The sequence below is a fragment of the Clostridioides sp. ES-S-0001-03 genome (assembly GCF_020676075.1).
Classification (GTDB): Bacteria; Bacillota; Clostridia; order Peptostreptococcales; family Peptostreptococcaceae; genus Clostridioides.
This window is the reverse complement of sequence record NZ_JACVWJ010000002.1, coordinates 543,964-559,823: the sequence shown is the minus strand read 5'-3', so window position 1 is coordinate 559,823 and position 15,860 is coordinate 543,964. Positions and strand designations below refer to the sequence as shown.

Here is a 15,860-nt window from a genome sequence, read left to right as displayed (position 1 = left end):
AGAAAGGAGAACAGTAAAATGTAACTAGGTGAATAACTATTGCAAAAAGAACTCAGTATCAAATATCAATACTGAGTTCTTTCAACATTATAATTAGTCTCTCATAAAAATTATATCATTTAGCTTTTGTAAATCATTAAATGGTTGACTACAACTATTATTTTGACATACATAATAAGTAGTTTTGTCGTTTTTTAATCTATAATTATTTAAAAAATCTATCTTAGTATTTTCTTCATTGTATTTTTTTACTAAAAAAGTTGAATTTGGTAAAAAATTTTCACTTACTAAAGTCTTAAAACCAATTAAATCAGAGTTTTCCTTTAAAATACATATGATTTCTTTTGTAGGATAAAGTTCATACATTAATGAAAGCATATAAAAACTATATCCTGTTGGTGAATTTTTTACACTATCTGAATAAAGCTTTAATTGCTTGTATGACAATTCTTCAAGTTTATTGTCACCAGTAATTTTTGCAAGTCTTATAAGATTATATAATTGTACAGAATTACCTGATGGAATAGCTCCATCATATAAGTCTTTTGGTCTTGCTATTAAATTTTCACTATCTTTACCATATAGGTAAAATCCACTTTTTTCATAGTCCCAAAAAAGCTCAATACAACTTTCATTTAATTTTAATGCCTCTTCTAAATACTTTATATCAAATGTTGATTCATAAAGTTCTATATATGCCCATATCAAAAATGCATAATCATCCAAATATGCTAAATAATCAGCACTACCATCTCTATATCTAGCTAATAATCTACCTGCTTTATTCACAAGATTACTATTTATAAAATCAATACACTTATTTGAATACTCTAAATATCTATCCATTTTTAGAGTTTTATAAGCCTTTGCTAAAGCTACTACCATCAATGCATTCCATGATGTCAGAATTTTATCATCTTTATGCAAAGAAGTTCTTTCTCTCCTATATTCAAATACCTTTTTACTCAAATTAGCTATTCTTTCATTATACTTATCATATTCTTTATTTTCTATGAGATTAGGAATACTTTTCCCCTCAAAATTTCCACTACTAGTTATATCAAAATAATCATTAAAGAATTTTCCATCTTCTTCACCTAATATATCAATTATTTCAAGTGGATTAAATGTATAAAATTTACCTTCCTCGCCCTCACTATCTGCATCTTGTGCTGAATAAAATCCACCTTCTTTATCTTGCATCTCTCTAATTACATAATCTATAGTTTTTATAGCAATTTCTTTATATAACTCTTTCTTGGTTATCTTGTATGCATCTAAATATGCAACTGTAAGCATAGCATTGTCATATAGCATCTTTTCAAAATGAGGTGCTAACCATTTTTTATCAGTGGAATATCTTGAAAAACCAAATCCAATATGGTCAAATAGACCTCCTCTGTACATTCCATCTAAAGTTTTTTCCACCATTTTTAATACATCTTCATCTTTTTCTATACTATAGTATTTCATCAAAAACATAAGATTTTGAGGACTTGGAAACTTAGGTGCATTACCAAAACCACCATATTTATCATCATAAATAGTTTTAAATATTCTAACTGATGAACTCAACATATCTTTTGATAAATCACCATCTGTATTTTTCACTCCAAAATCATCTTTAAGAGCCTCTACTATTTCATTTCCAGATTTTATAAGCATATCCTTATTTGTATTCCATTTGTCAGATACATTTTCCAATAAATCTATAACACCTGGTCTATTATATCTTGAGTATTTTGGAAAATAAGTTCCTGCAAAAAAAGGTTTTTTATCAGGAGTCATTATTATAGTCATTGGCCATCCACCACTACCTGTCATTGCTTGACAAACTGTCATATACACACTATCTATATCTGGTCTTTCTTCCTTGTCTACTTTTATTGCTATAAAGTTTTTGTTCATTATTTCAGCAACTTCTTCATCTTCAAAAGATTCATTTTCCATAACATGACACCAGTGGCAAGTTGAATATCCAATACTTAAAAATATCGGTTTATCTTCTTCCTTTGCCTTTTTAAAAGTTTCGTCATTCCAACTATGCCAATTTATGGGATTATATGCATGTTGCAGAAGATATGGAGATTTCTCACTTATTAAATTATTAGGTTTTTTATTCGTTGCCATAATACCACCTCATTTATTATTTTGTTATATGTTTTGCAATAAAAAAATAGATATACACTTATAATAAGCATATACCCATTTTTAACTGTATATATTTAAGTTTTTATCTACTTAATTCCTCTAGGCAAATAATTTTTAAAATACCTACCAAAACAAAACAATACAAGAAATATCAAGCTATTTCTTTAAAGGTTTTTCAAAAGAAGGAGGATTGATATCTATCTTAGTATCATGATTTGGTCCTGGAGTTGATAAATCGAAGTATAACTTAGAATCTTCTGTAACTCCAAAATCCTTGTTTGAACCTGTATCTTTAACCTTGTTTAAAGCATCTCTAAATAAAGCATTATGTGCTTCTTCTCTATTAAGTAAAAAATCAATTGTTTCTTTTACATATTTATCATCAATTTGTCTATATAGATGCTCATAAACTACCTTTGCTCTTTGTTCAGAAGCTATATTTGAAAGTAAATCAGCTACTAAATCACCTGTAACTGTAACATAATCAGCAGTCCATGGAGCTCCTGATGAATTTATTAATACTGGTGATAATCCAGTTAAGACATGAGTTTCGATTTCCCCTGTATCAACTGCTTTGTAATCAACATCATGCCCATTTAATAAATTTATAGTTTGACCTACCATTTCCATATGACTAAGTTCTTCTGCTGCTATATCAAGAAATAAATCTTTTATTTGAGGGTCTTTTATTCTAAAGCTTTGAGCTAAATATTGCATTGCTGCTTTTAATTCTCCATTTCCACCACCTAACTGTTCTTGCATCAAAACGGCATATTGAGGGTTTGGTCTTTCTACTTTTACTTCTTTTAATAAAGCTTTATCATGCTTAAACATATAAATACCTCCGTAAATTATTATTCAGAATTATTATTTACTTAAGTTACATTATTATTCTAAATTCCATCATTAATATTTAATCAATACTTTATCATACATGAATTAAATTATTATAAAACTAAAAAATATTAATCTATACTTGAGATTATTGTAAAATAAAAAACTGAATATCAATAAAAGTTTAATAAAAAACTTTATCAATATTCAGTATCAATTTTTAGTTACATATCAAATTTTCTAATGCATCATTAGGAGCTACAATAGGATAAACATCATAGTCTTTATCTATATCACATTGTAAAAACACAGGTTTATTAAAATCTATTGCATCCAAAACTCTTTCTAATCCTTCCATATCACATGCTTTATATCCATCTATATTATAAGCATTTACAAGCTTAACATAGTCTACATTTTCATTAATATCAGTTTGAGAGTATCTTTGATTAGAAAATAATTTCTGCCATTGTCTTACCATTCCTAGAGTTCTATTATTAAGCAATAAAATAAGCATAGGTACATTATAATTTGCAACTGTAGCTAACTCATTACAATTCATTCTAAAGCTTCCATCACCAGTAACTAAAACTACATTTTTATCTAAATTACCAACTTTAGTTCCAATAGCTGCTCCTAGACCAAATCCCATAGTTCCTAGACCTGCTGATGTTATAAAACTTTTATTTCCTTTAAAATCCCAATACTTTGCAGACCACATTTGGTGCTGGCCAACATCAGTAACAACTACAGTTGGATTTGCCAATTGCTCGTATTTTTCGTTTATTTTTCTAAGTATATTCTGTGGATGAAACTCTTTTTCCTCTACACCCTCACCTTTTCTAAAGGTCTTTATTTCCTCTTTCCAATTGCTATTGTCCTTACCTTCAACTCTTTCTAGTAGTAGACTAAGAACCATCTTTACATCTCCAACTAAAGATATATTGGACTTTATATTTTTACTTATTTCAGATGGGTCTATATCTATGTGTATTACTTTTGCATTTTTAGCAAATTCAGAACTTTTACTTATTACTCTATCACTAAATCTTGCACCTATCGCTATCACTAAATCTGAATTAGAAAGTGCTAAGTTACTTTCTCTACTTCCATGCATTCCAACCATTCCAAGAGATAATTCATTTTTTCTATCTATATTTCCAAGTCCCATAAGTGTATTTAATATAGGTGTATCTATCTTAGTTGCAAATTTTACAAGAACTTCTTCACTATTGGATGATTTAACACCTCCACCAGCATATATTATAGGTTTTTTAGACTCTTTTATCATCTCCACTGCATCTTTTAAAAGTTTAAAGTTGTTTTCATCATCTAAGTCAAAATCATCCTTATAATCCATATACTCATCTATTTGACATAAACCATAGTCCTCATCATTAAAATCCATTTCTGCTAAAAACAAATCCTTTGGAACATCCACAAGTACAGGTCCTTTTCTACCTGAGTTTGCAACTTTAAAAGCTTCTTTTATTGTAGGTACTAACTCTTTAGTATTTCTAACTAGATAATTGTGCTTTGTCATAGATAAGGTTGCTCCAGTTATATCAATTTCTTGAAAAGAATCTTTCCCCAATAAACTAGTTGGAACTTGACCTGAAATTACAACCATAGGAGAAGAATCCATAAAGGCTGTTGCTATACCAGTTATAGCATTCGTTGCTCCTGGTCCAGATGTTGTAAAACAAACCCCCACTGTATTAGTGCTTCTTGCATATCCATCTGCTGCATGAACCAAACCTTGTTCATGTGAAGTCCTTATATGTTTAAAATAATCTGTATAATCATATAGAGCATCATAAAGAGGTATTACTGCTCCACCAGGATATCCAAATATTGTGTCAACTCCCTCTTTCTTTAAACATTCTAAAATTACCTTTGCTCCGTTCATACGCACTACTATGCACCACTCTTTCCCTCAAACTAATCCATTTAATATATTTATTTCAAGAATGACATCATACTTCTTAAATTTCTACCAACTTCAGCTATTTCTGTAGCATATTCTGCTTCTCTAGTTTTTAGGAAGTTTTCACGCCCTTCTTCATTTTCTTTAATCCATGCCTTAGCAAATTTTCCATTTTGTATATCTTCTAATACATCTTGCATACCTTGTTTTGCTGCATCAGTTATTACTCTTTTACCAGATACATAATCTCCATATTCTGCTGTATCGCTTATGCTGTATCTCATTCTTTCAAATCCACCTTCATATATAAGGTCAACTATTAGTTTCATTTCATGTAGACATTCAAAATATGCTACTTCCTTTTGATACCCTGCATCTACAAGTGTCTTATATCCTAATTTTATAAGTTCACTTATACCACCACAAAGTACTGATTGCTCTCCAAATAAGTCAGTTTCTGTTTCTTCTTTAAAAGTAGTTTCTAAAACACCTGCTCTTGTAGCTCCTATTCCTTTTGCATATGCCAAAACTGTCTCTGTGGCTTTTTTAGTGTAATCTTGATATACTGCAAACAATGCTGGAACTCCACTTCCTTTAGTAAATACATTTCTAACTAAGTGACCAGGTCCTTTAGGAGCTACCATTACAACATCAACAAATTCTGGTGGTTGTACTTGATTATAGTGTATATTGAATCCATGTGCAAATGCTAATGTTTGACCTTCTTTTAAATTATCTCTAACGCTTTCTTCATAAACTTTCTTTTGCTTTTCATCAGGCATTAACAACATTGTTAAATCACTTTCTCTCGTAGCCTCTGCTACACTTTTTACTTCAAATCCATCTTCCTTTGCTTTTTGCGCTGACTTACTTCCATCATAAAGTCCTATCACTACATCCACACCATTATCTCTAAGATTTTGTGCATGTGCATGACCTTGACTTCCATATCCTAAAACTGCAACCTTTTTATTTTTTAAAACCTCTAAATTTACATCATTTTCATAATACATCTTTGCCATCTTTACTTCCTCCCAATATTTTCTCTCAATTATTTTGTGATATTTATTTTTATTAGAAATTTATACTCATTATCATTGATTCTATGCTACTTAACAAACTTTATTTTCTAATTTATAGAATTTTAATCTTCAGAATCTCAATATTTATAGTTTTAATAATCTTAATATTTATAATTTTCAGTTTTTAGAATTTGTAATAGGTTTATAATTTCAATAATAATCGTATTTTTAATCTAAAATTTTTCTCATCTAATATTTTTCTTTAGTTTTTATTTAAACATTAGTTTCTTCATACTAGTTTTTAATTTTTATAAGTCATATTTAATTAGTGTCTTACTTGTTCAACAGTTATTTCTCTTATATCATGTAGTTTCTTCATGTGATTTAAGACACTATCTAGAGATGTCTTTTCTTCATTTACTATCAATTTTATACCTGAATTATTCATATTATCTACAGTCATACTTATTGATTGTATATCAACTTCTCTTCTTCTAAGTGTCATCGCCACTCTTAAAAAAGAATCTATTCCTTGGTTTAATTTAGCATATACAGTATTTTCCATAAAAAACTCCTCCTTATTTTTTATTATTATTTTCATTAATTTTATATGGATTAATCTTTTATATCGCTCAAAATAAAAAAACTTTCATCTTTATAAGCAATATAAATATTACTTATAAGGACGAAAGTTAAATTCCGCGGTACCACCTTATTTGTAGATATAAAAAATATATCTACCACTCTTTTTTCAGGTCGGGTAATTGATTACCTTAACCTTAGCCATATAACGTTGGCAGACGTTTGTACTTACTAAAATATATTCAGTACAAAAGCTCCAGAGTGATCATTATACTACTGTTAACACCAATTCTCAGCAACATTGGTTCTCTGTAGATAACTCTATTAGTATTGTTGTCTCTGTCATTGCTTTTATCTATCTAATTTTTTTAACTTTGTTTTGCTGTTAATATAGATTATATTATCTATCTTTTGGAATGTCAACGACTTTTTTAAAATTTTCAGATTATTTTTTTTCTTCGCAATAATCACTTTTTTATATTTTAAATGAACATTTGAAATAATCGTTTTCATATTATTATCTTATATCCATTTTTTTTAAGCCAATTTTCTTTATCTTTATACTCTGGCATAATATTTTTTACCAAATCATAAAATTTTTTTGAGTGATTCATATGTAATAAATGACTAAACTCATGTACTATTATATAGTCAATTACATCTAATCTCGCCATAGATATTTTTGAATTTATATAAATATTTTTTTGAGATGTACAACTCCCCCATCTACTTTTTTGTTCTTTTACTTTTACATTAACTGGTGTTAGTTGCTTCATTATATCACAATTCGACTTAAGAAAATCGATTCTTTCTGAAACAATTCTTTGACTTTCATTTTTGTACCAACACTGTAAAGATTTTTTGATAAAATCTTTACTTAGGTCATTTGTTTTAACAATTATTTTATATTCTTCAAGATTTATTTTACACTTACTTTTTTTCGCACAATCATCCAAAGTTTTATTTACAACTAAGCAATATTCTTCACCAAGATAAAGAAATTTGTCACCTGTCATAAATGTTCTTTGCTTGTATGCCTCCTCTCTGTCTTTATACTCACCAGATTTTTTAAGTATCCAGTCTCCTTTTTTAATTATTATTTCTTCTATTGTTTTTTTAGAAACTTTAGGTGGACTTATTACAACTACTTTGCCAAATGAGTCTATTTTTATGCAAATATTTTTTCTATTTTTATACAGTAATACTGCTTCTATTTCTTTATTTTTAAAATTAATATTTAAAATCTGATAACCTTTGCTCATCATTTTCATTAATTTCTTTTTTCCTTATTTGCTCTACAATTTATAAGTTCAGCTGCTATACACACAGCTATTTCTGCTGGTGTTTGAGCATCTAGTTTTATTCCTATTGGAGCATGTACTTTATTTAGTTCTTGCTTACTGAACCCCTTTTTCATAAGTTTTTCGTATGTCAATCCAATTTTTGTTCTACTTCCAATCATACCTATATAGCAAGGATTCGTTTTAAGAGCCCATTCCAATGAACTTGAATCATATAGATGACCTCTCGTTAAAATAATTATATAGCTATTCTCATCAATTGGAAAATCTGGTATATTTTCAAAAGAATCTAAAACTACCACTTCTGAGTGTGGAAATCTTTCAGAATTAGCAAATTCCTCTCTATCATCTATTACTATTGTTCTAAACTCTAGAAGTGATAATATTACTGCTACATCTTTTGAAATATGACCTGCACCAAATATATATGCTTTACTTATATTTTCTTTTAAGTTTTTATTAAATCTTTCTAAATTGCTTTTCAAATTACTATCAATAAAATCTATCTGTATTTCTCCAGTACCACCACATATCATTCCAAGCTTTGCTATATCAGTTTTATTTAGAGTAAATTTATACAACATTGACTCTCTATTTTTTATAACATTAATTGAATGTTTTATGCATGTTGCTTCTACACTTCCCCCACCTACAGAACCAAATATAGAGCCATCACTTTTTACAATCATCATTGCTCCAGTTTCACGTGGTGTTGAACCTGAGTGAGAAGTTATTGTAGCAAATGCAAAGTCCTCATTATTTTCTATTAACTTTATCGCTTGTTCATATATATTCATATATTTCTCCTTACTAGTCTATTTAAAAATCTTCTATATGTCTACTTTAAGTTTTTTATTACTTTGTCTGGTATTACAAACTCAACTGGCCCCATATACCCAGGAGCTACTTCATATTCATCAAAACTAATTACAAGGTTTCCATCTTTATTAAAATAGAAATCTTGATACTTATTTATAGACTTAAAATTTTTTACTGGGGAATCTTTTTCTTGGTCTATAAAATATGATTTTGTATTGTCTTTCTTAATTTGATTTTTCATCTGTCCTTTTATATTATCACTTATAGCATCCATATATCTACTATCTTTAAAAAATATTGGTAAGTTTAATAGTATTTCTCTATTTTTATCAATAGTATAATGTGTTTTAGTTACATATGAGGAAGCTTCTATCTCTTCTTTTTTAACTTCTATAGATAAAAAGTCCTTAGAATTATTTTTTACACTATAACTTACATTTAAGTATCTATGACCTTTATTGTTTTCTTTTTTCATTTTATTTTGAAATTCACTATAAAGTTTTTTCCCATTTTCCATAAATTCATTGTTTAATTTATTCTCTAAATCTTTATCTTTTAAACCTTCTATCTTAGGAATTTTGATATTGACTTCATAATTATCTTGTTTCAAACTATAATTTTTAGCATTTATCACTTTTATCGGATTATTTTTTATAACTCTATCAGAAGAACTTCCTGCAAATATAGGATTTACATTTACTAATGCTACAAGTAGACACACTGAAATCACAGCAATTTTAAATATAGATTTTTTAAGTTTTTTATATGTATTCATATTAACCTCCTTAATATATTTATATATAAATTACTATTCTATTTACAAATTTTTTATTACTTTATATGGAATTACAAATTCTACTGAACCCATATAACCAGGTGCTACTTCAAACTGGTCAAAACAAATTACAAGGTCTTCATTTTTATTAAAATAGAAATCTTGATATTTATTTATTGTTTTAAAATCTTTAACAGGAGAATCTTTTCCCTGATCTATAAAATATGATTTTGTGCTGTCATTTTTCATTTGATTTCGCATTTGTTCTTTTATATTATTACTAATAACTTTTACATATTTATCATCCTTAAAAAGCATAGGTAAAGTTAAAACTATTTGTCTTTTTTTATCAACATTATAATGTATTTTGCTCACATATGATGATGCTTCTATCTCATTTTTTGTCATTTCTATTGATAGAAAATCTTTAGAATTATTTTTAACACTATAACTTAAGCTTAAATACTTATGTTCCTTATTTTTTGATAATTCTATTTTTTCCATTCTATTTTGAAATTCATCATAAAGCCTCTTTCCATCTTCCATAAAACTATTATTTAATCTCTTCTCTAAATTTTTATCTTTTAAACCTTGTATTTTAGGAATATCAATTTTAGCTTCATAGTTTTCGTTTTTTAAACTATAATTTTTTATAGTTACTACTTTTACTAATCCTCCAATTATAGGTAATTTAGAAAAGTTATCTGCAAATACAGGGCTAATATTTACTAATACTATAAACATACAGGCTGAAGCCATAATGACTTTAAATCTCCATTTATTTATCTTTTTATTTTGTTCGCAATATATATCTTTTATTTTTTTATGATTTATTATAGTATCTAGTTTCTTTGGTATTGGAATTTTATGATACTCATCTCTTAACTTATCTAACCTTTCTTTGTTCGTCATTCTTTTTATCCCTACTCTTCAATTTTTAATTTTAATTTTTTTAAAGCAGTGTATAACCTAGTTTTAACAGTATTCACATTTTCATCCAATATTATTGCTACTTCTTCAATCTTTAAATCCTCAAAAAATCTCAATATTATAATAGATTTATATTCAATAGGTAATTCTTCTAATGCTTTTTTTAAGTCTAAATCAGTATACTTATCACATTCTCCTGTCTCATCTATAAGAGTGATATCTGTCATATTATTATATTTGCGGTTTTTTCTAATAAAATCTATACTCGTTCTAACTAGAATTTTATAAAACCATGTTTTTATATAATTTACTTCTTTAAGGTTTTCTACTGAATATAGAGCCTTATACATGGCTTCTTGAACCACATCTAATGCGTCCTCTTCATTTTTTGTATAACTATATGCAATTCTATAAAAAGAGTCTTTATTATCGATAATGTATCTCTCAACTTTCCTTCTCTTTAAACTCTTAAACATTCCTGTAAAATCTCCCTCCGGCTACAGGCTAGGATTGAGTTTTTATAGATTCTATCTCTCTACTTTTGCACTTTCATTCAATTTTTTTATGTGCTCAATATATTTTTCGTTTAAAATAGATTCTCTTACTAAACTCTGACACTCATTAAGACTTTTTTGTCTTTCTCTTTTATCAGTAACTTTGACTATATGATATCCATAACTAGTTTCAAAAACACCTGAAACCTCATTTTTCTTTAATTTGAATACTTTTTTTGTAAATTCAGCATTTTTATCATTCTTTGAAAAATATCCTAGCCGACCTCCATTTTTTCCAGTCGCTTTGTCATCTGAATATTTTTTAGCCAATGCTTCAAAACTTTCTCCATTTTTGATTTTAGTCAATATACTCTCTGCCTCTTTTTTTAAAGCTTCTTTTTTATCCTTACTTACTTCTTTTTTATTTTTGTCTAAAGTTGATATCAATATTTGAGAAGCACTTACTTCTTCTACGTTAAAATCTTTTTTATGATTTACATAATAAGATTCCATCTCAGCATCACTTATATTTATTTTATTTTCAAAGGCTTTTTTACTTTTGTCTATGGCTAAATCTCTAGATATTTCTTGCTTTAAATATTCCTTATCTACACCTGCTTTGTCCATTTTTTCTTTATAGCTTGTATTCAAATTCATTTCATTTTCTAGTTCTTGATATTTTGAGTCTATCTCACCTTTACTTGGAGTTAATCCTTTATCCTTAGCCTCTTGATATAAAAGTTCATTATCCACCATAAACGATATTATAACATTTTCTAATTTATTTCTACCTTTTTTATCTAAACTTTTTTCCATTTCATCTAAAGATTGACCATTTATATAACTGTTAGTAGCAGATAATACTGCCTTTGTTTTTTCATATTGCGCCTTTGTGATTTCTACATCATTCACTTTAGCTAAACTTTTATTACAACCAACCATCATTAAAGATAGTACTCCGACCATTCCTACACAAAGTTTTTTATTCAAAACACTTACACCTCACTCATTTTTTATTTTCAATTTTTAAAACTCTTAATCAACATTTTTTATTTTTACTATTCCAAATTACGTAACCAATAATTTTTTGGTATCTGATTTTGCTCTACTGCTGCAAATTCATAGCCTTCATCTGATAAAAATTTTAAAATTGAATCTAAAGCTTCTGCACTTTGTTTTTTCTCATGCATTAAAACTACAAGTTGATCCTTATCTTCACCTTTTCTATTCTTAATATGAGCTTTTACATTCTGTACAATTTGTGCAGAATTAGATTTCCAGTCTTCAGTATCTAAATCCCAATCCCAAATTTTATACCCTGCATCAACTAAGGCTTGATATGAAGCTTGTGGAGTATATGGTTTACTTCCATAAGGAATTCTTATTACTTTTGAATGTTTACCAGTTATACTATAAAGAGTCTGATCATTCGTATCAAATTCATCTTTTGCTGATGTACTAGTAACATAAAGTTTATGAATATCATGAGATACACTATGAAAACCTGCTGTGTTCCCATTTTTAATTATATTTTTAACTTGCTGTGGATATTCCTTCATATTTCCATCTATCATAAAAAAAGTTGCTTTAACATTATACTTATTTAAAGTTTTTATCATTTGGTCAGTAAATTTAGATGGACCATCATCTATAGTTATGTATGCTACTTTTCCAGAACTTTTACTAGGCCCTTTACTAACTTCTGCTGATGTATTAGATATTATATCTGTAATAGTAGAACTTGATAGTTTAGCATTTCTACTAATTTCATCTTCTTTCATGTTCATATAACTAACTCGTATGCCAATTATTATAAATGCTAAACAGACTACTATAGCACTTAAAAGCAAATACAATCTCTTTCTATTTATTTTTTTCTTTTTATTTCTCATCGTTCGACCTCCAATATTACTATATTTTTACATTTATATTTTTGTAGTATTTTAGAATCAGAATCTACACTACATATATATAGACGTTGAACTTCGACAAAAAGTTTTACTTAATTTTTAAAATTTGTTATTTTGCTGATTATTATGCTGTATAATTTCTGTATAATTGTATAGAATGTTGAAAATTGAGTATTATATAGTGTTTTTTACAATTAATACTAGTTAAAATGTCGTTTCTAATTTTTAAAATTTATAATTTTTTTTCTATAAAATAGAAATTTAAAATAAGAAATATATTAAGAAAACAATATTATTTCTTGTTTTGACCTTATATGTTATATATTCATATACATTTGTTTTTGTTATTAAATAAAAATTTATAAACTTGTCTACAAAGTGTTATACTTTATAGGAAACTTTTTACATTACAACATAATAATTTGTTACAATATAAGTATTAGTTGTATAAAAATTCTAAAAATATTATTGGGAGGTATTGTTTATGAAGGTAATTTCTTTAATTGAAAATATTTCTGGCTCCAAAAACTTAAAATCTGAACATGGTTTATCTTTATTTTTAGAAATTAATGATAAAAGCTATATATTAGATACAGGAAAAAGTGGAAATTTTATAGAAAATGCTAAAAATTTAAATGTTGATTTATTAAATTTAGATGCACTTGTAATATCTCATAATCATTCCGACCATATTGGCGGTATAGATAAATTTTTTGAAATTAATAAAGATATTAATGTTTATATAAAATCTCAAGCTAAATTATATGAATATTTCTACCATAACGAAAATGAGCAAGAAAACTACTATATAGGAAATAGAAAGGGCTTATTTGAAGATTTTAATAAAAACTTCATTTGGATAGATGATTTTTACAAACTTAGTGAAAATCTTTATATCTTCTCTGATAAAAACAATAATAAAGATTTCTTTTGTAGAGATAAAAATCTGTTAAAATTTAAGGACAATATGTTTATTGAAGATGATTTTAAACACGAATTATTCTTAGTATATGTGGATGGAGACTATGTATCAATAATAAGTAGTTGTAGCCATAGTGGAATTGTAAATATCGCTCATACTGTTAAAAAATACTTTCCAGATAAATCAATTAAGTTTATTATTGGAGGATTTCATATGGATAATTTATCAAAACAAGGTGGACTTAACTGTTCTACAGAATACATAGATGATGTCATAAAGGAACTTAACACAATTGGTTTTCAGAAAATATATACATTCCATTGTACAGGATTAGTTGCATTTGATTACATGAAAAAATTACTTGGAGACAAAATAGAGTATTTTAAGACAGGTGATTTTTTAGAGGTGTAATTATAAAAGCTAAAAATAAAAAAATAAAATCCCAATCTATCTACATTATAGATTGGGATTTTATTTTTTATATAATCATAAAGTATTTATAAACTAGTTAGACTCATTTTTTGTTTTCTTAGTCATATAAGCATACACTGGCAAGCCTATAGCTGTTATTATAAGACCTCCAACAGATATCATAGTAGTTTTCATACCCGCGAAGCATAATTGATTAACTACGACAAATATACCACTCACTATAGCTATTATTGGAACAATTGGATATAGTGGTACTTTGTATTCTCTTGGTATATCTGGGTGAGTTTTTCTAAGCTTCATTACCCCTATAAATGTCAATACATAGAATATCCAAGTAGCAAATACTGCTAAATCAGTTAATAAATTAAATTGACCTGATAAAGCATAGATAGCTGCAAGAACAGATACTAATACTATAGAATTTGCTGGAACTTGAGCAGAATTTAATTTAGAAAATACTTTATATTTAGGCAAAGTTTTATCTGTTGCTAAAGTATAGGCCACTCTTGAACCAGTTAATAAGAATCCATTTAATGCTCCAAATACTGAAATTAATATACCTACAGATATTATTTTTCCACCTATTGAACCAAATATAACCTCAGCAACTGCTGATGCTGGTGAAGCGTAATTAGCTAGCTCACTAGCTGGTAATACCCAAAGATATGCTAAGTTTATTACAAAGTAAACAGCCATAACCACTGATAATCCACCTATTATAGCTTTTGGAAGGTCTTTTCCTGGATTTTTCATTTCTCCAGCCAAAGTACCAACATTCATCCATCCATCAAATGCAAATAATATAGCAATTAAAACTTGACCTATTACACTTCCTAGACTTAATCCTTCACCAACCATAGGACTAAGTATTGGATTATCTCCACCGCCTTTAATAAATCCAACAATCATTATTAATATAAGTGGTATTAATTTACATATTGTAGAAATTGTTTGTATAGCTCCCCCAGTTTTTGAACCCAACATATTCAGCCCTGCAACTATCACTATAATTCCAATTGCTATTGGAAGTAATAATGATGAATTACCAATTAAAGCTGATGCTTGCTCTCCAAATATGACACCTAATGCTGCCATCATCCCAGGATAAAATAATACAATTTGCATCCATCCAGTTAAAAATCCCAATTTATCTCCATAAATCTCTTTTATATATACCATCATTCCACCAGTTTTTGGTATTGCAACTGATACCTCTGCAGCTGTAAGACCAGCTGTTATAGTTATGATTCCTGCTATTAACCATGCCAATATACCGAGTCCTGGAGCTCCTCCAGTTAATGTATAAACTGCCTGCGGTTTAAAAAATACACCTGCTCCTATTACTGAACCTACAACAGTTGATAATGCTGCAGATACACCAAGAGTCTTTTTTAGCTCACTATTTCCCATTTTTTTCCTCCTATTTCATCCTATTTAATTTTAATTTTAATTTCATAGTTATATAAGCATCTACTATGCCAATATTATAGAAAAATAGTTTTTATTATTTATTAAGATAAAATAACATATGCTAAACTTTTGTAAATTTTAATTTTTAAGTAAAATTAAAATTTTTTAAAAAAATTATAAAAATTAAAAATCCCAATATGATGATACATTCTTCATAACAGTTAAATTGTTTTACATTTCAATATCTATTTATCTATTAAAATAGATTCTATCCACAAGTAAAAGTTAATTTAAACCTTTTGCAATAAATTTTCACTGTTTTCAAAAACATTTTATTATATTTTTGTAATT

At 27.4% G+C, this 15,860-nt stretch carries 14 protein-coding genes and 1 other annotated feature; of the genes, 1 reads left to right on the top strand and 13 read right to left on the bottom strand.

Translation table 11 applies throughout. From position 1 onward, the window contains the following. Window positions 1-93: 93 nt before the first annotated feature. The 12 genes from IC174_RS05790 to IC174_RS05735 all read right to left on the bottom strand — a co-directional run bounded on the left by IC174_RS05790 (window position 94) and on the right by IC174_RS05735 (window position 12,727). On the bottom strand, window positions 94-2,130 hold the full coding sequence (locus tag IC174_RS05790; protein WP_227482361.1) for a thioredoxin domain-containing protein: 2,037 nt from the start codon (window positions 2,128-2,130) through the stop codon (window positions 94-96). A gap of 177 nt (window positions 2,131-2,307) precedes the next feature. Then, on the bottom strand, window positions 2,308-2,985 hold the full coding sequence (locus IC174_RS05785) for a manganese catalase family protein (protein WP_227432965.1): 678 nt from the start codon (window positions 2,983-2,985) through the stop codon (window positions 2,308-2,310). A gap of 220 nt (window positions 2,986-3,205) precedes the next feature. Beyond that, window positions 3,206-4,894: a biosynthetic-type acetolactate synthase large subunit gene (ilvB, locus tag IC174_RS05780; protein ID WP_227432964.1), complete on the bottom strand. Its 1,689-nt coding sequence runs from the start codon at window positions 4,892-4,894 to the stop codon at window positions 3,206-3,208. Window positions 4,895-4,944: 50 nt separating this feature from the next. Next, window positions 4,945-5,964: a ketol-acid reductoisomerase gene (gene ilvC / locus IC174_RS05775; protein ID WP_255606542.1), complete on the bottom strand. Its 1,020-nt coding sequence runs from the start codon at window positions 5,962-5,964 to the stop codon at window positions 4,945-4,947. Between the two features lie 295 nt (window positions 5,965-6,259). After that, entirely contained in the window at window positions 6,260-6,499 is a 240-nt protein-coding gene (locus IC174_RS05770; protein ID WP_227432962.1) for an ACT domain-containing protein, read from the bottom strand. 113 nt (window positions 6,500-6,612) lie between these two features. After that, window positions 6,613-6,871 (bottom strand) — a binding site (T-box leader). Between the two features lie 154 nt (window positions 6,872-7,025). Further along, complete coding sequence (locus IC174_RS05765; RefSeq protein ID WP_227482360.1) at window positions 7,026-7,787, bottom strand: SprT family zinc-dependent metalloprotease; 762 nt, start codon at window positions 7,785-7,787, stop codon at window positions 7,026-7,028. Continuing rightward, a complete protein-coding gene (locus IC174_RS05760; RefSeq protein WP_227432959.1) occupies window positions 7,787-8,614 on the bottom strand; it encodes an XdhC family protein in 828 nt (275 codons plus the stop codon). The genes IC174_RS05765 and IC174_RS05760 overlap by 1 nt, the downstream gene beginning before the upstream one ends. A 41-nt stretch (window positions 8,615-8,655) precedes the next feature. Further along, window positions 8,656-9,411 carry a DUF3298 and DUF4163 domain-containing protein gene (locus IC174_RS05755; protein ID WP_227482359.1) on the bottom strand — a complete coding sequence of 252 codons (756 nt, stop codon included), beginning with the start codon at window positions 9,409-9,411 and terminating at the stop codon, window positions 8,656-8,658. Between the two features lie 42 nt (window positions 9,412-9,453). Then, window positions 9,454-10,323 carry a DUF3298 and DUF4163 domain-containing protein gene (locus IC174_RS05750; RefSeq protein ID WP_227432955.1) on the bottom strand — a complete coding sequence of 290 codons (870 nt, stop codon included), beginning with the start codon at window positions 10,321-10,323 and terminating at the stop codon, window positions 9,454-9,456. An 11-nt stretch (window positions 10,324-10,334) separates the two neighbouring features. Next, entirely contained in the window at window positions 10,335-10,817 is a 483-nt protein-coding gene (locus IC174_RS05745; RefSeq protein ID WP_227432953.1) for a sigma-70 family RNA polymerase sigma factor, read from the bottom strand. Between the two features lie 51 nt (window positions 10,818-10,868). After that, window positions 10,869-11,825 (bottom strand): peptidylprolyl isomerase, encoded by a 957-nt coding sequence (locus IC174_RS05740; RefSeq protein WP_227482358.1) that lies wholly within the window; start codon window positions 11,823-11,825, stop codon window positions 10,869-10,871. Window positions 11,826-11,893: 68 nt separating this feature from the next. Beyond that, on the bottom strand, window positions 11,894-12,727 hold the full coding sequence (locus tag IC174_RS05735; RefSeq protein WP_227432951.1) for a polysaccharide deacetylase family protein: 834 nt from the start codon (window positions 12,725-12,727) through the stop codon (window positions 11,894-11,896). Between the two features lie 502 nt (window positions 12,728-13,229). On the opposite strand from IC174_RS05735, the gene IC174_RS05730 reads away from it, so the two are divergent. Further along, the gene (locus IC174_RS05730) at window positions 13,230-14,078 is read left to right on the top strand and encodes an MBL fold metallo-hydrolase (RefSeq protein WP_227482357.1); all 849 of its coding nucleotides are present in this window, start codon (window positions 13,230-13,232) and stop codon (window positions 14,076-14,078) included. A gap of 93 nt (window positions 14,079-14,171) precedes the next feature. Here the strand turns inward: IC174_RS05730 and IC174_RS05725 are convergent, their stop codons facing one another. Beyond that, a complete protein-coding gene (locus IC174_RS05725; protein ID WP_227432948.1) occupies window positions 14,172-15,509 on the bottom strand; it encodes an APC family permease in 1,338 nt (445 codons plus the stop codon). Window positions 15,510-15,860 lie beyond the last annotated feature (351 nt).